The 18,645-nt window shown below is 58.2% G+C and carries 15 protein-coding genes; 7 read left to right on the top strand and 8 right to left on the bottom strand.

Annotated elements, in window-relative coordinates:
- The first annotated feature begins 294 nt into the window (after positions 1–294).
- Both FJ443_RS24220 and FJ443_RS24215 read left to right on the top strand, forming a co-directional pair.
- The gene (locus FJ443_RS24220) at positions 295–1,200 is read left to right on the top strand and encodes a restriction endonuclease (protein ID WP_140666169.1); all 906 of its coding nucleotides are present in this window, start codon (positions 295–297) and stop codon (positions 1,198–1,200) included.
- Between the two features lie 170 nt (positions 1,201–1,370).
- Complete coding sequence (locus tag FJ443_RS24215; protein ID WP_140523116.1) at positions 1,371–2,288, top strand: TIR domain-containing protein; 918 nt, start codon at positions 1,371–1,373, stop codon at positions 2,286–2,288.
- Here FJ443_RS24215 and FJ443_RS24210 read toward each other — a convergent pair.
- From FJ443_RS24210 to FJ443_RS24200, 3 genes are read right to left on the bottom strand one after another with little or no spacing between them, the layout of a single operon-like run.
- The gene (locus tag FJ443_RS24210; RefSeq protein ID WP_181165402.1) at positions 2,269–2,802 is read right to left on the bottom strand and encodes a Mov34/MPN/PAD-1 family protein; all 534 of its coding nucleotides are present in this window, start codon (positions 2,800–2,802) and stop codon (positions 2,269–2,271) included. The two genes, FJ443_RS24215 and FJ443_RS24210, sit on opposite strands and share 20 nt — an antisense overlap.
- A complete protein-coding gene (locus FJ443_RS24205; protein ID WP_140523110.1) occupies positions 2,777–4,489 on the bottom strand; it encodes a ThiF family adenylyltransferase in 1,713 nt (570 codons plus the stop codon). Before FJ443_RS24205 ends, FJ443_RS24210 begins: the two co-directional genes overlap by 26 nt.
- The gene (locus FJ443_RS24200) at positions 4,486–6,039 is read right to left on the bottom strand and encodes an adenylate/guanylate cyclase domain-containing protein (protein ID WP_224656322.1); all 1,554 of its coding nucleotides are present in this window, start codon (positions 6,037–6,039) and stop codon (positions 4,486–4,488) included. The genes FJ443_RS24205 and FJ443_RS24200 overlap by 4 nt, the downstream gene beginning before the upstream one ends.
- A gap of 625 nt (positions 6,040–6,664) precedes the next feature.
- On the opposite strand from FJ443_RS24200, the gene FJ443_RS24195 reads away from it, so the two are divergent.
- The 4 genes from FJ443_RS24195 to FJ443_RS24180 all read left to right on the top strand — a co-directional run bounded on the left by FJ443_RS24195 (position 6,665) and on the right by FJ443_RS24180 (position 13,124).
- Positions 6,665–7,444 carry a hypothetical protein gene (locus FJ443_RS24195; protein ID WP_224656323.1) on the top strand — a complete coding sequence of 260 codons (780 nt, stop codon included), beginning with the start codon at positions 6,665–6,667 and terminating at the stop codon, positions 7,442–7,444.
- On the top strand, positions 7,437–8,123 hold the full coding sequence (locus FJ443_RS24190; protein WP_140523108.1) for an RES family NAD+ phosphorylase: 687 nt from the start codon (positions 7,437–7,439) through the stop codon (positions 8,121–8,123). Before FJ443_RS24195 ends, FJ443_RS24190 begins: the two co-directional genes overlap by 8 nt.
- Entirely contained in the window at positions 8,123–12,115 is a 3,993-nt protein-coding gene (locus FJ443_RS24185) for a tetratricopeptide repeat protein (RefSeq protein WP_140523105.1), read from the top strand. The genes FJ443_RS24190 and FJ443_RS24185 overlap by 1 nt, the downstream gene beginning before the upstream one ends.
- A gap of 169 nt (positions 12,116–12,284) precedes the next feature.
- Positions 12,285–13,124 carry a hypothetical protein gene (locus tag FJ443_RS24180; protein ID WP_140523103.1) on the top strand — a complete coding sequence of 280 codons (840 nt, stop codon included), beginning with the start codon at positions 12,285–12,287 and terminating at the stop codon, positions 13,122–13,124.
- A 371-nt stretch (positions 13,125–13,495) separates the two neighbouring features.
- On the opposite strand, the gene FJ443_RS24175 is transcribed toward FJ443_RS24180, so the two are convergent.
- The 5 genes from FJ443_RS24175 to FJ443_RS24155 all read right to left on the bottom strand — a co-directional run bounded on the left by FJ443_RS24175 (position 13,496) and on the right by FJ443_RS24155 (position 17,244).
- On the bottom strand, positions 13,496–14,272 hold the full coding sequence (locus FJ443_RS24175) for a hypothetical protein (protein ID WP_140523100.1): 777 nt from the start codon (positions 14,270–14,272) through the stop codon (positions 13,496–13,498).
- A 116-nt stretch (positions 14,273–14,388) separates the two neighbouring features.
- The gene (locus tag FJ443_RS24170) at positions 14,389–15,093 is read right to left on the bottom strand and encodes an SMC-Scp complex subunit ScpB (protein WP_181165401.1); all 705 of its coding nucleotides are present in this window, start codon (positions 15,091–15,093) and stop codon (positions 14,389–14,391) included.
- 5 nt (positions 15,094–15,098) lie between these two features.
- On the bottom strand, positions 15,099–16,118 hold the full coding sequence (locus FJ443_RS24165) for a DUF1403 family protein (RefSeq protein ID WP_140523097.1): 1,020 nt from the start codon (positions 16,116–16,118) through the stop codon (positions 15,099–15,101).
- 246 nt (positions 16,119–16,364) lie between these two features.
- On the bottom strand, positions 16,365–16,958 hold the full coding sequence (locus FJ443_RS24160) for a type II toxin-antitoxin system VapC family toxin (protein ID WP_140523095.1): 594 nt from the start codon (positions 16,956–16,958) through the stop codon (positions 16,365–16,367).
- Positions 16,948–17,244 carry a hypothetical protein gene (locus tag FJ443_RS24155; RefSeq protein ID WP_140523092.1) on the bottom strand — a complete coding sequence of 99 codons (297 nt, stop codon included), beginning with the start codon at positions 17,242–17,244 and terminating at the stop codon, positions 16,948–16,950. The genes FJ443_RS24160 and FJ443_RS24155 overlap by 11 nt, the downstream gene beginning before the upstream one ends.
- 246 nt (positions 17,245–17,490) lie before the next feature.
- Between FJ443_RS24155 and FJ443_RS24150 the strand changes: the two genes are divergently transcribed.
- Positions 17,491–18,618: a site-specific integrase gene (locus FJ443_RS24150; RefSeq protein WP_140523089.1), complete on the top strand. Its 1,128-nt coding sequence runs from the start codon at positions 17,491–17,493 to the stop codon at positions 18,616–18,618.
- Positions 18,619–18,645 lie beyond the last annotated feature (27 nt).

Raw genomic sequence — 18,645 nt, 5'->3', positions numbered from 1 at the left:
AATCATAGTTATTACTGAGAAGCCCATGAGGCGCCCGCAACGCTCGCCGAACAAGCCAAAGTCGCAGCAAGGATCCCCGCAACCCTGAAGGCGACGGCGCTCGGTCAGCCTCAACCCGTGTTGACTTCATTCTCGGCCAAGCTTCGGTGCGTCGCACCGTCGCCGACAGACACTCGTTCCTCCGACTGACCCCATGGGCCAGAAACACGTTCTTCGCCAATCGTCGCGGATAAACTCCAGCCCAAAGTCTTAGACGGGATGCAACGCTGACACCATGGTGGTACTATTTGCGCCGTGAAAGAAACCGCCTCTCATGAACGACCTGGTCAGCGATTCCATAATTTCGTTGCCACCCTGGAGCGTATGTTCGCGCACCATGACGGCGTGACGGTGGATTCCTCCTTACGGTTACCCGACAAGGACACCGGGCGGCTTCGCGAACATGACGTGGTGATTATCCGTCGTACTCATCACGGGCCCAACCTGACGGCCATTGAATGCAGGGACCAAGGGCGAAAGGTGGGAGTTCCTCAGATTGAGGCCTTCGCTAAGAAGTGTGAAAAGACTGGAATCCATCGCGGAATCGTTGTTGCTGCGAACGGCTTTACACGCACCGCCCGCACCAAGGCAAAGGCACTGAACCTGACATGCATGGACTTGGCCGAGGCGGAATCCTTTGAATGGATTGGCACCGTCACCATCGTCGGCCAATTCTACAACTTCACCGCGATCGGGGCCTGCGTTGGCGTGGTGGAAAACGGGCGAAAGGTCACGAAACCATCCGCAGTCTATACGTCTGACGGCTTGCCCTACCCCGGCGAGGGTATTCAATCCCTCATCATGGACAAATTGCCCCCGGAGGCCCGCAATCCGACCCGCCAGACCCTCAACAGTCAAATCGTTGCTCCGATGGACGGATTGTACGTCATCGACGCTCTGGGCCAGCGCTTCCAAGTGAAGGATATCACATGCACTTACGCACTGGAGATTGAGGTTACGGAGCGCCCAATTACGTTCCATTACTACGCCGGAGAAAGCGCAGCGCTGGAGATCGCGTCCGGACAAATTACGTTCCCGAGTGGGCAGTCTACGTTGGCATTCATCAAATCAAAGGACGGCATTATGGGCTACCTCGTCTCAACGGGAGCGTTGGACCATCGAGTGAAGATCGGCAATCTACCGGAACGGCGCTTCGTCTAGATTCTCGTAGAATCTTCAGCAGTCGGCACTAGTTTTGGCAACCTAGGACCACGCGGCTCATAATTTGGCCGTCTCCGGCCACTCCATAGCCTCGTACCCTCGCGAACATTTCCTGTAGGCCCAGCAAATACATACATAGGATTCAGACAAATGCATTGCCGGGAGGGAATATGAAAGAGCGGTTTGAAGGCGGCAACAGTTCGGCGCTTATCGCTAGTCTGAAGCGGCAGTTTGACAGTGGTGACGCAGCGGTCGCTGAGGCAATCGCGACGGCTGGCGAGCTCGTAGAATACAAGGCCGCGGATACGCTCATTGCCGAAGGCGGTGAGGACAACGACGTGTTCTTTCTTGTCGCCGGCGGCGTCTCTGTAGTGGTCAAAGGTCAAGAGGTGCGAACTCTAAAGGCCGGTGCGCACGTCGGCGAGATGGCCGCGATAGAGCCTTCCCAGCGGCGGTCCGCCTCAGTGTTCGCTGAAGATACGGTCGTAGCGATAAAGATGTCGGGGGCAGAATTCTCGGCTTTGGCTGACAAGTTTCCGGGTTTGATCTGGAAATCCGTAGCCCAAGAGTTGTCGCGGCGGCTATTCGATCGCAATCGACTCATGACGACCCCCAACGAGAAGCCGAGGATGTTTATAATGTCGTCTGTGGAGGGGCTCGACGTTGCGAATGAAATCCAGACCGGTCTCCAGCATGACGTACTTGCAACCGTGTGGCCGAACGGCGTCTTCTGGGCGGGCGGCTATCCGCTTGAATCTCTGGAACTAGCCGTGGCCGAAAGCGATTTCGGTGTAGCGGTCGCACTATTCGAGGACATCGTCGAAACCAGCCGAGGCGCTCGCAATTCTGCCATCCGAGACAACGTGCTCTTTGAGCTTGGCATGTTCATGGGACGCCTTGGTCGGCGTCGCAGTATCCTAGTATATCCGCGCCAAACGGGGATAAACCTTCCGTCGGACCTCCATGGTCTGACGCCAGCGTCTTTCGCAACGGGCGATCCCAGCACGCTGGCGTCACGCCTTGGACCGGTTTGCACGCAAATCCGAAAAATCGTGCGGCAACTCGGCGTTAAGACACCAAATTCCTGAGCCAATCCAGACTGGCTTCCATGAGGCTCCTCTTCCTTGCTGCGGTGCCAACATCACCGACGACGGTCACCGACTCAGGAGGAAGTAATTGGGAAAATGCGGTCGCCGATAGGGCGAGCCTCGTGGAGCCGGTACGACGGACAATCAACAGGACAGCGAAATTCACGCCTACTTTCGGGTCGCTTACAATCGATCGCATCGTCCTGACATCGTCGGCACTTGGGATCGGGTCGAAGCTCGGATGCGAGTGCCATTCACCCAGATAATTGTACCGCTCAAAATCTCTGCCTGTTCGCTCGAAAAATTCTCGCAGGAATTCCGCGTGCAATACAGGATCGCGTTCGAAATGTGTGGGAGTGCCATGGCTCGTCTGGATTGAAATATCGACAATCCGAAACGTTTCGTCCGTCACGTGCTCGCCGACGATAAGACCACCGATCTCCTGGCGTCTAGCTTTCGCCAGCGCGATATTGAGCCGCGACGCTATATCATCCGGCAGGAGGAGTTTGACCAAATGATCTCCCAAGTATTTGGATAATACGTGCCCGTTCGGCAGCTACGTCGGCTTCGTCGAGAATGTTCTGCTCCGCAATAACCTGAGAGGCCAGTCCGACGTCAACAGGTTCCGTATGGAACGGCTCACTGTACAGCCATCCTTCCGCAAGCCCGATGAAATATACTGAGTGTGGAAAAATGGATGGCGAGCGAGGGATCAACAGGTCGATCGCGAATCGCGAGGCGTGAGCTGCGATAACAGACACATCTGCATCATCTGCGACCCAAGGAATGCCTACATTTCGATCCTCATATGACCTTTCGGGGCGCTCAACCACGAGTCCCTTCTCGGCGCACCAATTTTCGATCACTCGCCGCATCAGTGCTGGGCCGGGCTCAATGCCTGGCCGATGACGAGCGATCAGGCCGCCGATACCCCCGCCGTGAATTTCCGCCCATATCATTGGCTTCGCACCACTTTCGGCGGCGGCGCACAGATAGTTGAACGCCTCTGCGCTAGATGTCGCGTCAACAATAAGGTCGCACTGCGAGATGACTTCGATGAGCCCTTCGAGACTACCGCTCGACTCCTGTCCGCCAAGCCGCTGTCGACGAATGTCAGTTTGGGCCATCGGATTCACTAACTGGACGCGACGTGCAACGCCGTCTGCTTTGTGTGTCACGATATCCCGCCAATCGAGATCATGCCGCACGAAGTTACCGGGCATAAGAACGTCATCATCGACTAGAAGAAAATTCCCAACGCCAGATCTGGCAAGGCTCGCTGCAACCTTGCTACCGAGTGATCCGCAGCCTACGATAGCCACCTTCCTTTCCAAGAGAGAGCGATGGTCCTCGCCCAGTCGATCCACGACTAGCTCGGGACCGACGATGGTCACCTTGGAAACGGAGTCTCCATACATCCGAAAGGCGTGAAGCGCTTTGCCCTGCATAAGCAGGACAACCCTTCTATTATCATCCAGCGGGAACCATTGGGCAGCCAAGTCAGCGCGAAAGTCTTTAACTGTCGCAATGGTTGGAAGGCTCGTTGCCGACGGCCATGGAATTAGAACCCCGTCGATGTTGAAGGATTCCGCTCGGAGGGGCTTTGGGATTGACGCGTCACGCCAGACTTCGGCACCATTCCGAGCAAAAAGTGAAGCGTAATATATGACGGCTTCGTCGTGTACTATGCAGTCGACCTTCCCTTCCAGGGGCACGTCTTGAGTGGCGGCAAATTCCAGCAAAGATGTCGTCGCTGCAAGCCGGCTCACCGTCCAACGAAGGTCCTGGCCGAGGGTCGTCTGATGCCGAGATGGAATTTCGGAGCTTGGTATTCGCTCCACCTCCATTTCAAGCAGACTATAGGCACTTCGAACCATATCTGCGCCTGTAAAATCCGAGTTCCAGTTGTCGGCGCCAATTTCAAGACATAACTCACCGCCAGCTCCCCACTGGTGGCTGGACCATCTAGACGTATCGCCTCGTTGCATCACGAGCGGCGGTGAATGAGGAAAATGGTTGGGATATCGAAGATAAATCGGAAATATGCGTTCTCCGATCAAGATGTCGGCGTCCCAAACCAAACGAAGATGTTCATCGATTCGCCAATCGAGCGGGCGTAACCATTGGACTTCCCCAACGAGCGCTTCGATGGCGAGCCGCTCGTGCCGCGATCGATCCGCGTTCTGAAAATACCAGATCAAGAAAAGCCGTCTTTCTTGGCTGGTCCGGTCGGGCGATTCTGAAAACTGTAGGGACTTGCGGGAGCCGACGCTGGTTTCAGTAAGCCGGCGGTTGCAAAGGCCGCCGCTGCTTTGGCGACCTTGTCGCCCTTGGACGACAACTCGGTAACGGCTACATCGTAGTCCAAATTGGCGCGCTTCCGCCTCGAACCAAAAATACCGCGAACTGCATCATTGCCTTTGTCATAAGCATTCTGCCCGATAGCGGTTTCATGTTCTCCGCAACGATGCTGCTCCCGTTCCGCCTGTATGACTCCCCGGCTTACAGAACACCGGACAAGCGCGCCTTTTACCCCGAGTCTCGTGACTGTCATCGGTCCGAATTCGAACCCAACAGCAAGCCCAAGGTCTGTCGCATCAGTGCCGTCATCTTGCAGTTTCTCGATTGCCAGGTCGAAACTGCTTCGCATCCCACCGGCGCAGAGCACCATATTGCTGATCGTCGTCTCGCTATCGGTAGTCTGAGCAGTGCCCTCGACTAGAAGGCCATGCACACAATCGCCGATGAAACGAACCTTCCGGCCTGAAAAGTCTTTGTGAAGAACGGCATCGAGCTCGCTGCGAATGACATGAAGAGCGCGCACGACGTGCTTTGCACCACTGTCGTCGCCAATGTTTGCGCTGACGTAGTTGGTGAAGTTGTCGATGTCGCCGTAAACTGTCGCGGCATCTTGCCGGCGCGAATTCCGGACCGACAGCGTTTCAATATCGAGAGTGCTGTACGGCGGCGTGTGACCGCTGAAGCTGAAAGAACCAATTGGGTTGTTGGTCAAGTCAGTCTTCCACTCAGAGACGATCTGATCTGCTGTCACGCTCAGATTGGCTGATTTTTGCGATGTTTCGATTTCCGACGCCGAAAGCGGATTGACGTCTGGATTGTCGACGTCCTTCAATCCAATCACTTTGCGCGCGAGGTTCGTCAGATAAATCCCGGTAGCTTTCCCTCCCCCAGCCCGCTTGGCTGCATGGTTGGCGGGTTCACCCAAAAAAAGTGGTTCGCGGTGGCCGCGACGGCCATTGCTGACGGCAACGGCCTTCCCACTGTCGATACCCACTCGAACCTTCGCCGCAGGGTGGTCGGCGTCCTCACCTGTTCGCTTCAGGACATCAATGATCAACTGACCAATTGCCACGGCGCGATGGATACGCCCGTCTTCAGTGTCGTACGGCTTGGTGACCACTGAATGTAAGCGCTGATTGTGAAAATCAACGAAAAGCGCGTCGACTTCCTGCAGAATTCGATGCACCGCGCGATAATGGAGGTTAAGAAAACGCAAGGTCCGTTTGTGGCAGGTTTCACCCTCCACGGTCGTTACGTTCAACATATCATCGAGATTGACGATATCGGCATACAAATGCACGCCATCCACGCGATAAGCTACCGTGCGCGGAAGGTTGTCGAGGTTTATGTCGCGAACGTATTTACGGATCTCAATGTCCTCGAGGCGGACTTCACTCAGCCTAGTTTGAATGCGTTTCGCAGCACGATCACGATTCCAAGTCCGAGCCATGATTTCCCTCAAAAAAATTCCGACGACTTAAGCAGTGTTAGTGTATGTTCACGATAAGTTCCATCTAAATTTGCTGGAATTTACCTAGGAACAGCGCGCTTGTGGCTTGTGCCGTGCAGTGGGAGGCGACCGTGTGGTGTTGTGGCAGTACAATCAGTTTATGACGACGAAACACTGCGGGACGTCGTTCAGCGGCAGCCTGTCGGATTTTCCGGGGGCGAAATTCCGATATTTTGCGGCCGCCTCCCCGACGAAGCTTCACGACGGCCTTCATCCTTGGCAGCGTTGAAGTACTGCTCGCCGGGTTCTTCGATGGTGTGATCGGCCGCGTCCGCGTCGACCGCAGCTCTTTGGCTTGGTAGGTGTCGTCGGCAAAACCCTCCAGCCAGGTGTCGGCTTCGGCGTCCGAACACGCAAACCGCGCAATCGCTCGGTCGTAATCGGGCTTTTTCCGTGCGCACCATTCTAGCTTGATACCGTAGGTCGCTGCCCGACACTCTACCTGATGCGTGCCGAACATACCACGAACATATCACGTGCGGCCATAACGAGACGAATCGGAAGGCAGTGAGCCCAGGATAAATTTTGGCGGCGCACCCGATCACCCGAAAGGCCGACCGCCCGGATGAAGCGGCAGCCCAGAGTTCAAGTCGACACTCTTGATGAGATCGGTTATCATGCTATATATGTAATCACCCTCACCAAACCAACGGAGTTGGATATCATGGCACTTTCTAATGACACCATCGAACTATCGGGATTTGGCGCACTCACCGGAACGCCTAAGCAGGTTGGCGACCAACTTGATCGGCTGACAGCGGAGCAGGTCATCGCACTAACGTTCGAGCATGGGAGCGAACCCGCAGTTCGGGCGCTAGCCGACACGGTCGTCAGCATTGCGCCGTTGGTTCGAACCATCCTGATGCGTCGCCAGCGTGAGGCAATCAACTCGATAATTGAGGCCCTGGTCCCTCAGGTTCCGCCCCCACAGCATATGCTTGTCGAGGCGCGGATGGCGGCCGAGGCAAGAAAGGCCGTGCTGGAAAGCGGCGATTGGCTAACCGCTCCCCAAATCGCTAAGATGGCTGGGTTCAGCACAAGCAACCCAAGTGCACAGCCAAACAAGTGGAAGAAAGAGGGTCAGATCTTTGCCGTTCGGCATCGGGGTATAGACTATTTCCCTGGCTACGCTCTGGATTCCGCCACCGGATATCGGCCGATGAAAACGCTCGCTAAAATTCTGAGCGTCTTACACGGGAAGAAGGATGACTGGGGGCTCGCCTATTGGTTTGCATCCGTTAATAGCTTCCTCGGAGGCAAGCGTCCGCAAGATGTGCTCGCTGCGCAACCCGAGCGCGTTCTTGCGGCGGCCGAGGATGAGTTGGTAGGCGCACTCCATGGCTAAATCAAAGATTGGACGGGGACCCCTGACAACACCAGTTCCCGTCCCATCGAACGATTTGCACGACAACATAACGCGAGCGATATGGCCAGCGGACCAAACTATCCATCGCATACATTTGAATCTCTATGCCGGCGCGGAATTCAATCCAGGCTTTAAAGGCAACGCCCGATTCAGCCCGATAAAGCGTGCAAATGGGGCAAGTGTCCCAACTCTCTATGGCGGTACGACCTTCGACTGTGCGGCCATGGAAACCGTCTTCCACGATGTGCCATTCACCGCAGGCCTGAAGACTTACGACAAGGTGAAACTAGCCGATCAAGTCTATTCGCAGGTGGTGCCACGGAGGGATTTGGTCCTAGCTGATTTGAGCGTCACCGCGTTGCGGAAACTCGGCATCAAGCGCAGCCAGATTATTGACACTGAGAAGGACCGATATCCTGCAACACGCCCCTGGGCTGAAGCCATTCACGCACAATGCCCAGATATCCAGGGACTTTGCTGGATTTCTCGGCAGGACGACCGGGCTCTCGCGGTGATGCTGTTTGGCGACCGAATTCCGGCAAACATGTTGGTGCAGTCCGGCGCGTCGCTCGATTTGACCGGCAACTCTGACATCTATTCCGAGTTGCTCGAACTCGCCGACCGGATCGGCGTAAAGATCGTAGGCGTCAGCTTCTGATGGCTGAAACGGGCGACCAGGGCAAATCGGGAAACAGCAACGAGGTACTTGTTGACCTCCCCAGCCGCGTCTTCCGGCAACCATCTGACCAGAGTGTGCCGCTATCAACGCGACTTGCCCACGAAATCCCAAAACCTAAGGATTGGCAGGCGCTGCAGCGCGGGTGTGTGATCTTGTTTCGCGATGAGCTGAACGACCCGAACACCGTTGAGTACGGCCGCGGCGGGCAGGATCAGCGCGGAATCGATGTAATCGGACGTCGCAATGGCGATCCCAACCACTATGTCGGCGTCCAATGCCGAAGGGTCACAAAGCCGCTCAAGCAGGCGAAAATCCTCTCCGATTGCCGGGCGGCGCTGCAACTCGAGGCAGCACTGAAGGAGATCATTTTTGCCACAACCGCGGAAGACGATACCCATGCGACCGATGCAGCGGTTGCCGTTGAGAAAGCCCTGCGGGAAGAGGGCCACGACCTGACGGTTTCACTCTATGGTTGGGGAGCGCTCCAGGTCCTGATCGCCCTCCATGAGCGGGCGTACGCCTTTTTCTTCCCGGCTTCGGTATCCACGTCTGCCCCACAGCAGCCATTACCGGGAGACCGCGCTCCAGGCGACTTGGCGGGACAGATTGCCTTGCAAGTCGGCGAACAGCTTCGGCAAATGGGATTTGTTTCCTTACCGACAGATAGCTCATCGAATAGCAGTCTCTCCAGCGAGGATCCGGCGTTGCATGCCCGCATCGATACATTTCGCGATCTATTGGGAGAGGATCAGCCGCTTATTGCGGAGAAGGCACTTCTTGGGCTGCTAGAGAAGGAGGTCCTGGACAAGAAGCCGTGGGCCCGCTTTCGGATTGAAACCAACCTGGGCGCGGCGGCTCTCGATCTGGGCCGGGAGCCGGACGCGGCACGGCGGTTCGAAACGGCGCATTCGATCCGCCCTGATGATCCGAATGCCAATGCCAATCTCGCCTTGGCCCGGACGATTCAGGGACGATATTCCGAGGCCATGGATCTTGCGCAAAAGGCTTTGGCCGGTACGCCGCGTGCCGATCATGCGATAGGTTATCTACTCCAAGCAGCGGCGCGATCAGATTTCGCCGGCGACCCACATTCGCTCATCCCGCCGGATCTCGTCGATAGCACTCATGCGGATCTCGGTCTGGCAGAATTTTACAGCCGTCGAAACGTCTCCGATTGGGCAGAGCGAAATCGTCAGCTTGCACGAAAGCATCCCGAGGTCGCGGAATTCAAGCGAATTGGGGCCGTTGCAACGCTCTCTATAGTCGTGACATCCGGCGCCACCGTTCCGGGAGCCCGTAGCCCGATCAGTCCCGATGAACTCAACACCGCGGCCAACGATATGAAGGCAGTTGCGGAACATATGCTGGAAATCGGCTTTGCCGATCGACATGATCTTGTTGCCTATCTGAACAACGCTGGCGTCCTCCTGCGGCTGGGGGATCGGCCCGCGGAATGCGAGACACTGCTTAAGCGCGCAGCCGCCGTCGTTCACGGCGAGCCTCAGCTGCGACGTCTTCTCGCGTTATCTCTGATTGGCCAGAGCAGACCGAAGGATGCCTTGGCGACGCTGGAAGGCGATCGTGATCCCGAGAACCAGTTTCTCGCCGCTGACCTAGTCGCACTCGATGACCCCTCGGGAGCATTGGGTCGGGTGTTGGCTATTGATCCGGACGAGCTGAGCCCTGCCTTGGCAAGCTCACGATGGCATCTCATCGGCGAACTCGCGCTTGTTCTCGATGACGAAAGAAGGGTGCGGGAGGCGGTGGAAGCCCTTCGACAGCTGGGCACGGATAAAGTCGAGGCTGAGTTGCTCCTTATCCGCTGTGACAAGAAAACCGGCGTTGGTAATGATGAGATCACGACTCGCCTGCGAAAAATTGTGGAGGGCTTGCCCGACACGGTTGATGTCGTCACGCGATATCAAGTCGCCGACCAGCTTCGCCACAACGACTTGCCGGAGGAAGCTGCCGCACTCTTGGACAGCGCTGTCGACCTGAACCGTCCCGGTCCCCTGACTACGATGTATCTGCAGTGCCTCGCCGCGGCCCGTCGGGATGAGGCTTTTCGGAATGCGCTCCAGCGTGCAGCACCAATCGTGCGCGACACACCCGACGTACTTTGGGCAACCGCAACTCACGCGTGGAACGTTGGCGACCTCTCTACGGCGCGTGCGTCCGTCGAAAGGATTTTGAGTCTCGATGCTTCGGATGCGGACGCGCGCCTTCTGAGAATTGAAATCCTGCTCCGTCAGAATCAATCGACGGAGATCGTCGCCGAACTCGATCACCCCCTGGAATTTCTTCGATACCGACGCCTTAAGGATCGCTTTCGAATTGCAAGCTTGCTTGGCCACTTTGGCTACCTCGATAGGGCGGCGGCTCTTGCGTATCGCCTCTTTCTCGAGAACCGCGATCGATCGCAGGCATGGATGACGCTTTCGGCGCTCGTCATCGAGGAAGGCCGTACCGACAACGAAGATCGATCGTGGAATGCTAGAGTCGTTGCATCTGACGTTGCGGTGGACCTCAGCTACGACGACGGCGAGCGGCTCTTTCTGGTGGTCGAGCCGGATCCCGATCTCCGTCGACTCGACAATGAATCCTGGGAGCCTGACCATCCGCTCGTCCGAGCACTCATAGGACTTTCAAGCGGTGATCGGTTCCTGGATCCATCTGGCAGGCCGGGCCAGATTATAGCGCTTCGCCACAAGTACGTCGCCCGACTTCACTACGTGATGGAGCATCATGAGGGCCGCTTTCCCGAAATATTTGGGTTTCGGAAGGTGTCAATCGATATTGAGCGACCCGACGGACTCAATGACCTGATCGCCGAGTTGAAGCAAAGATTTGACTGGGTCAAGCAGGAGCAGGAAACCTACACGAACGGACCGTGGCCACTTGCTATGCTCGCGCATCGCATCGGCGTCGACACGATCGAGGTCGCAGCTGGGCTGGCGTCCCAGGGAGTGCCGCTGAAAGTCGCGATCGGCAACGAGGCTGAACGAGATACCGCCGCAATCGCCGTCCGTGAGAACGCGATCCAGGGATGCACGCTGGATCTCTTGGCATTCTGGACAGGCTGGCGGTTGAGGGCTCTCGAGACTATCGAGGCAACGTGTGGTCGAATTCATCTGCCTCAGAGCGTATCTGACCGGTTGCTTGCCCGTCGTGAACAAATTCAATTTTCTCTCAAAGACGGCCTCAAGACGGCTCAATACGACAACGGACGGATCGCTGCGACGGAAGTCGCTCCGGAGATCGTCAAGACCTGGCTCGAAGATATCGACAAGGCGATAGCGTGGGTCGAAACCAATGCCCACGTTTGTCCGTTGCTTCTGACCGACGAACTGCCCAAGGAATTGATTGAATTCTTGCAGGGTGGGAAGAGCGACTTCTTCGACAGCGTAGCCTTGGCCATCCAGAACAAGCATCTATTGATCAGCGACGATCGGCCTATCAGGGAGTTTGCGCACATTATGGGATGGAGCCGTAGTGCATGGCTTCATCAAGTGTTCGGGGTCGCGGCCGAACACGGCCATATTGACTTCGACACGTTCATTCGCTGGTCAGCTGACTTGGTAGATAGCGGCCATACATACATTGGAGTTTCGGGCATTGCTCTGGCTCGCGCATTTCGACTCGACGCCGCCGAAGGCCAGGCACCGGGATATTTGTACCGGACTTTGTGCGAGGTCATAGGTGGGCGAGGCGCGGAGCCAAAATCCCACGTGCTGGCGGCGCTACAGTGTCTTCGTGACCTCTGGTCGGATGGTTCTACTTACCCATTCCGGCAGGCTGCGACCGGATTGTTGCTCGAGCACTTGATCAAAGGGCGATCGGACTACGTTGCGTTGCTGCGTACGATTCAACGGCATGTGCAAGATCTACCGTTTCTCGTCGACTATTTGGTGCGTTGGGTCCGCGGGCATTTTCTTCCCACCGATACCTTGCGACCCACACGGCCCTATTAGCTGCAACGAGAACATCCACCATATCGATTCCCTGAGGCGGACGACCGCGCCGCTGGGCTTGCTTGGCGCGCGGCACTGTCGCTGCAGGCAAGATGCGCGTGTGCCGCAAAGGTTGCCTAGCCAGGTCCAATCGTGCAGGTTGCTACGCTTGAAGGATTCAAGCCGGCAGATGGATCAGACCAGCGATACCCGGGAGTGGGGCGAAAGCGACGGCCTGCAGTTTTTCGGCCGTCATCTCGTGGCGATCTGCGTGACCTATCGTTTAGTAAGCGCTTCCAAACAGGAAGCGCTCTCTTTTGCGGCATACAATGGCACGCTGATCGACATCGCAGGCTCCACCTGCTTCGTCACCGCAGGACACGTTCTGGCCGATCTCAAGGATAAACTCGCCGATGACAGGATCGAAGTCATCGATGTCGTTCTGGCTGACACGTTCGCTCAAGGCCGTGTCACAGACAATCCAATTCCGTTCGATGTGAGAAACGAGCCATTCTACATCGTCGATGACGATGAACAGGGGCTCGATTTTGGTGCCATTCCTCTGCGTCCCTACTATACCAACCTTCTGGCGAAGAACGGAACAGTAGCACTCGATGAGGAGCGGTGGATTCACCAGCACCGAGTTTGCTTTGATGGCTACGCGATGCTGGGTCTGCCTCAGGAATTCACATCGCCCGCGATTGACGCTTCGGGAAACGGCGCAGTCTCGCCTACCATGTTTCGCGTGTTGCGACATGAGACGCTCCCGCCTGGCACGCGCCAGACCACCTACCCGCGATTTGTTGGAGAGATCGATGACGGCTTGCAGATCTCCAGTGTCGTTGGCATGAGCGGCGGGCCGATATTTGGGTTTCGCATCGAGGGCGAAAAGAGGGTTCGCTACTGGGTTGTCGCTCTGCAAAGCGCCTGGCTTCCTAGCCGCCGTATTATCTTTGGTTGTCCCCTCCCAACCCTTGCTCCCCTTTTGAGAGATCTGATGGCGGGTGTCCCCCCGTCCGACGTGGCCTAGCCGCGGCGTTAGTCACATCGGGGAAGCTGAGAGCTAAAGCGAACTCCCCGAAGGCGATTGGCGGCTTTGCAGCTCGCTTACGATCAGGTTGTGCAAGCAAAATCTATTCAGCACTGGATCGCGAAATTATCACCTTGGCCGCGGCATGGGACCTGATTGGCTCGACGGTGCACTAGGCTCACTTCGAAAAGGAGCACCCGGCATCGAGGATGCGATCCTCATGTCGGGACCAAGCAAGCTCTTCCGATCATGCTTGCTGACTGCGTCTCCCTTCTCTCACGATGGGGCGCTTGGGTTGGTCCAGCCAGCAGCGCAAGGCACCTTGGCAAAACCTATGACGCGATGCGACCCTAAGGCACTACGGCAACACTTCAGCCGTCTAGATACGTTTTGATTTCCTCATCGTCTGCCGTTCGAATTCCGGCAAGCAAATTGTTGCGAAAATAGTAATCTTCCTTCTTGTTCTTTTTCCAAGCGTCGGCGATCTCTTGCGCGGTGCAGTATGCTCCCTTCAGCATAATTTTCGGTTTGGTCGCTGTCAGCAGAACCACGTCCAGCGAGAGCGGCCAGTTGTTTCTGAAGTTCGGCCAAGGGATGTTGAGGCGGCCATTTTCAATCACAGGCCTATCCCCGGCGGCGGCGCGGTCGGCGGCGGAAAATGCGAAATCAGCGTAACGGCTTTGCTTTTCCGTAAAGGCAGCCCAATCTTCCAGCAGCTTCGTTCGATCCGCAGCGTCCTCGTGGTCGAGAAAGCCGGGCGACGTCAGGATCGCGACACATCCCCAGCCTGCGGAGATTACGTCGTTGCCATTTGGCTGCTCCGCTCTCCAGAGTTCTTTGGCCTCCTGCACCAAATCGTCGATGCCGTTGGCAGGATTGCGACAGCGGAAGATTTTGCCAATACCAAGTCGTGGACCAAGCTCAGGCGAGAAAACCATCGTATAGGTGTTGCCACGACTAGAGGACCGCCGGCCATACCGGATCGGGACACGAACGTATTGGATCGACCGCTTGTCTGCTTTTAGGCGTGTCTCCCGCCACTTCATGCGAACTTGATCCGGCTTTCCGACAAAATGCCCGCCGTAGCTTTTGCTCTCCCAATCGAGCGATCCGACGACAAGTATCCCGATACGTAGATTGAGCGGCATGGCTCTTCCCCCTGCGCAGCTATCCAACTCCTAACCGCTTTCGCCCGTCAACGATTTCTCACGCTTGGAGCGAGCACCATCCACCATCTGCGTGGATGCTAATAGCTAGCGGGCATTTAATCTTCGATCTCGCCGTTGGAGTTTTGCTGGATTGAAAATTCCGGCATGATGTCGCCCGCCAGCAGCTTCTCCTTCGACAACAGCCCCGCGTCTTCGAGGGCTTCGAAATCCGGCAGGTCGCGCAGCGTGTCGAGCCCGAACTCCAGCAGGAATTCTTTTGTCGTCACGTAGGTGTAGGGCGCGCCCGGCGTTGGGCTGCGCGGACCGGAAGCGATCAGGCCGGCACCGCGCAGATGACCAATAAAATCGCGACTGATCTCCTTGCCGAAGAACGACGACAGTTCGGCGCGGGTAATCGGCTGGAAGTAGCCGATGCACATCAGCACCAAAACCTCCGACTGCGTAAGGTCGGCCGTCTTCCCACTTCCACCTACAGCAGCGCGGATGGCGTCTGCATAGGCAGGCCGGGTCAAATGTTTCCAGCCGCCGGCGACCGAAACCAGATCGTAAGGGCGGCCGCGCAGCTCCTCGCGGATGTCGTCGATGAGAAGATCAATGCTGCAGCTTTTCCCGACGATGCGGGCGAGCATTTCGCGGTCGACTGGCTCGCTGGCCGCAAAGATCGTGGCCTCGACGCGGTTCATCCATTCGCGCCAGCGCGCTTCCGGCGGCAGGTGATCCAGCTCCCGGTCAAACAGCTGGTCAGCTGATCGACGGTCATCTAGCCGGCTCCCTCCTCGCCTACGTGCACTCTCCGCCATTGTCTTCACAGCCCGTAGATGCGGAAGGTGGCGCGGCCGGACAATTCACGCACGGCACCGAGCTCGACCAGCCGGTCAAACAGGCGGCGCAGGCCGCGATCGCTCATGCCGGCGATTTGTTCCGAGGCGACGATCGAGTCGTCAGAGAGCAGCTTTTCCACGACGACGTCCGCCGCCTTGGCCCTGAGTTTCGGCGCAACCGCAAGCAGCCGTTCCGCGCGGCGCTCGAGTTCGGCGAAAAGATCAATGGCGCGCAGCGCAGCGCGCGCCTGCGCGGCCAGCAGGCTTTTGGCCCAATCGGCTTCCGTTTCGGCGCCGGCAGCCAGAGCGGCAGTCACTGGTCGACGCGCCCGGCCCGTACCCACAACTAAGGTCACTTCGGCGCCCAACAAAGGGATTGCATGTGTCCAGCCTAGCCGCTGCGCGAGCAAGACATCGGCAAGCCAGGCTCCGAGAACGCGCCGGAAGCCGTAACGCTCCGCGACCGCGAAGACTCCGACCAGCGTTTCGACCGTGCCGGTGTTGGCGGCAAGCTGTCGCAGATCGTCCGTCAGGTCGCTGACCGCCTCATCGTTGAGCGTGAGACCTAGATCTTCCAGCACCGCCTCGACATTTTTCTCCGTCAGCAGATCGTGCGCTGGCCGAGATGCCAGCCGCCGCCAAGCAAGAAGGAAAAGGCCGGCGGGACCGACGTTGTCGCCCGGTCTTGTGAGCAATACGGCATCGCGCAAGGCCGCTTCGTCCTCGACGCGGCCGGCCTGCTTTGCCGTTGCCGCGGCCGCCGAAATTGCCAGCCGCTGCCGCCAGGCGCCGGCCCACCGCTCCTGCCGCCGAACCACCGCATCGAGTGCGCCGATGGCGGCGCCGGCAACGAGCGCCACGTCCTCAATATCTTTTCCTGCACCGCTTTGCGCATCGGGGATGGCCCGGCGCAACCAAGCCGGCACCGTTGCCATCGGTGCGATCGAAGGGGCGCCGCCGAGCACGCCATGGCGAGACAGAGAGGGTTTGGGTCGCAGAATCATCGCAAGCACGATGAATCACGGCGGCGCTTTTAGCAATCTATTTGCACATAACCGCCGCACTTGTCGCACATATCAAACGAATGATAATGTTGCATTATCGTTCGTTAGTGGGCTACAAGGACGAATGGCCGTTTTCGTCGAGCAGAAGCCCAAAATTCACGCCCAGCGACCCTCCGGACCATCCCACAGCGCGACGGTCTTTCCTGGAACGGCTAACGATAGCGCTGGTGCATCCCACTGACGCTTTTACGCCTGCGGGCGCAAACCTGGCGCTGCCCGGTAGAAGATCACCCGCACCGACGGAACAAGCTGGCTGAGGTAATCGAAATCGCCAACATTGCCGGTCAGGACCGTCGCCCCAAGCATACCGGCCTGGTGAAAGATCAGCGCATCGTTGAGGAAGCGGCGCTCATGCCCCTCCCCTTTCGGCAGATGGTTCAGCCGGAACAACAGGCCGGCCAGCATGCCGGCGCGTTCCCAAGCGTTGGCGTCGGGTGCATGCAGCCGGTGCGCCGGAATATCCTCAATCGTATCTGCAACGGCTCCCGGGACCGACTTTGTCGTCGGGTGCGCCGGATCGAGCCGGCCGAACACATGGCTGAGCTCGGCAAGGCAGACGGCCGAGTGGTGACAGAGCCGATAGGTCAGAAGGTTATCGACCGCTTCGGGCGTGCGTCCCTGCAGGACATCCAGATAGACGCTGGTGTCGAGGAGCAATACGCCGCCGACGGGCGACTGGTCACCTGCCCAGGACAGGGCGGAATCCGGTCGCCGTTCCAGCCCAGCGCTGCGCCGCTGAGGTTTTAGGGACCGCAGTGCGCCGCCTAGATCAAATGCCAAGATCGATGTCCGCGGAGATGCTGCCCTTGCGGCCGACGAGCCGGGCGCCGAAATCATCCTCGAGCGCCAGCCGCGACAAGGCGAGCTCAAGCAGTTCGGTGTCTGAGCTCACATGGGCGCGCTTCTCTGCCGCCTCGATCAATTCCGACGACACCCTGCCGGAAAGGCGGGTGTTCTTGGCCGCGCCAAGCAGGCCGACCGCCCTCGCCTGCTCAAGCACCAGACGGTTGCGGGTGTGGGCGATCCGCTCCTCGCTTGCGGCTGTCGCTGCGCCACGTATGGTCATCTTGGGATCTCCATCTGTTGAACGGAATAGGATGTTGAACATGAAAACAAGGAGAGACCACCCTTGAGAGGCCATCCCTGGATCGGACAGGCCCGTTGCGCTCCCGCTGATGCGATACCAAGACCGGAGCGGACACAATTCCCTCAGCTATTCCGTCACACAGCTCGCGGTGGACAATTCCGGACTTTGGCCGCACCTTCGCTCGCAAGAATCGCATTGCTGCGACATTAGAATGGACGAGGCTGGATGGGCAAAGCCCGTAATTTGATGGTGTCCACCGACGCAATCGACGCCGATGACCTGCCGGACATTGTCGACGTCGTCATGGAGATGGGGCGGTCGGATGAAGGCCCCTCCCCTCTCCCGTCGGTCCTTGACCCGCGACAGACATCGTTGCCTACGCATCTCGAAAAGCTCGCCGACCGTGCGCGCGATTATGTCGAGGCAGCAAGTTCGGCGAACACCCGTCGCGCCTACGCAGCCGACTGGAAGCATTTTTGCGCCTGGTGCCGGCGCCAGTCTTTTGATCCATCGCGGCCGGACCCGCAGACCGTCGGCCTCTATATCACCGCGCAGGCTTCGGGCACTGGAAGGGACAAAAAGGCGGTAGCGACGATCGAGCGCCGCCTGTCATCCCTGACCTGGAACTACACGCAGCGCGGCCAGCCGCTGGACCGCAAGGATCGGCACATCGCCACCGTGATGGCCGGCATCCGCAACAAGCACGCCGCCCCGCCCCGGCAGAAGGAGGCGATCCTTCCCGAGGATCTGACCGCTATGCTAGAAACACTCGACCGCGGAACCTTGCGCGGCCTGCGCGACCGCGCCATGCTGCTCTTGGGTTTCGCCGGCGGCCTGCGGCGCTCCGAGATCGTGGCTTTGGACGTCGGCCGCGACCAGACTGAGGACGGCCGCGGCTGGATCGATATCCTCGACAAGGGCATGCTGGTTTCGCTTCGCGGCAAGACCGGCTGGCGGGAGGTTGAAGTCGGGCGCGGGTCGTCCGATGCCACCTGCCCGGTTGTCGCGGTGCAGACCTGGCTCAAGCTCGCCCGTATCGCGCACGGTCCCCTCTTCAGGCGCGTCACCAAGCAGGGCAAGGCGGTCGGCGCCGATCGGCTCAACGATCAGGAGGTCGCGCGCCTGGTCAAGCGCACTGCGCTGGCGGCCGGCGTGCGCGGCGATCTGTCGGAAGGTGAACGAGCAAAGCTCTTTGCCGGACATTCGCTACGCGCTGGCCTCGCCTCCTCGGCCGAAGTCGATGAGCGCTATGTGCAAAAGCAGCTCGGCCATGCCTCGGCTGAAATGACTCGCCGCTATCAGCGCCGACGCGATCGCTTCCGTGTCAACCTCACAAAGGCGAGCGGACTATAGGCCGGGCTCGCCCCTCCCCTGCCCTTC

The sequence above is a fragment of the Mesorhizobium sp. B2-6-1 genome, assembly GCF_006440475.1.
In the GTDB taxonomy this organism is placed as follows: domain Bacteria; phylum Pseudomonadota; class Alphaproteobacteria; order Rhizobiales; family Rhizobiaceae; genus Mesorhizobium.
The sequence above is the reverse complement of the archived record's forward strand: the minus strand, read 5'-3'. Positions and strand labels throughout refer to the sequence as shown.

Coding starts and splice junctions, on each gene's coding strand:
- FJ443_RS24200 (WP_224656322.1), bottom strand. CDS start 6,039: ATGGCTCGGACTTGGAATCGTGATCGTGCTGCGAAACGCATTCAAACT.
- FJ443_RS24180 (WP_140523103.1), top strand. CDS start 12,285: ATGGATCAGACCAGCGATACCCGGGAGTGGGGCGAAAGCGACGGCCTG.
- FJ443_RS24165 (WP_140523097.1), bottom strand. CDS start 16,118: ATGATTCTGCGACCCAAACCCTCTCTGTCTCGCCATGGCGTGCTCGGC.
- FJ443_RS24190 (WP_140523108.1), top strand. CDS start 7,437: ATGGCTAAATCAAAGATTGGACGGGGACCCCTGACAACACCAGTTCCC.
- FJ443_RS24155 (WP_140523092.1), bottom strand. CDS start 17,244: ATGACCATACGTGGCGCAGCGACAGCCGCAAGCGAGGAGCGGATCGCC.
- FJ443_RS24185 (WP_140523105.1), top strand. CDS start 8,123: ATGGCTGAAACGGGCGACCAGGGCAAATCGGGAAACAGCAACGAGGTA.
- FJ443_RS24215 (WP_140523116.1), top strand. CDS start 1,371: ATGAAAGAGCGGTTTGAAGGCGGCAACAGTTCGGCGCTTATCGCTAGT.
- FJ443_RS24170 (WP_181165401.1), bottom strand. CDS start 15,093: ATGGCGGAGAGTGCACGTAGGCGAGGAGGGAGCCGGCTAGATGACCGT.
- FJ443_RS24150 (WP_140523089.1), top strand. CDS start 17,491: ATGGGCAAAGCCCGTAATTTGATGGTGTCCACCGACGCAATCGACGCC.
- FJ443_RS24175 (WP_140523100.1), bottom strand. CDS start 14,272: ATGCCGCTCAATCTACGTATCGGGATACTTGTCGTCGGATCGCTCGAT.
- FJ443_RS24195 (WP_224656323.1), top strand. CDS start 6,665: ATGAAGCGGCAGCCCAGAGTTCAAGTCGACACTCTTGATGAGATCGGT.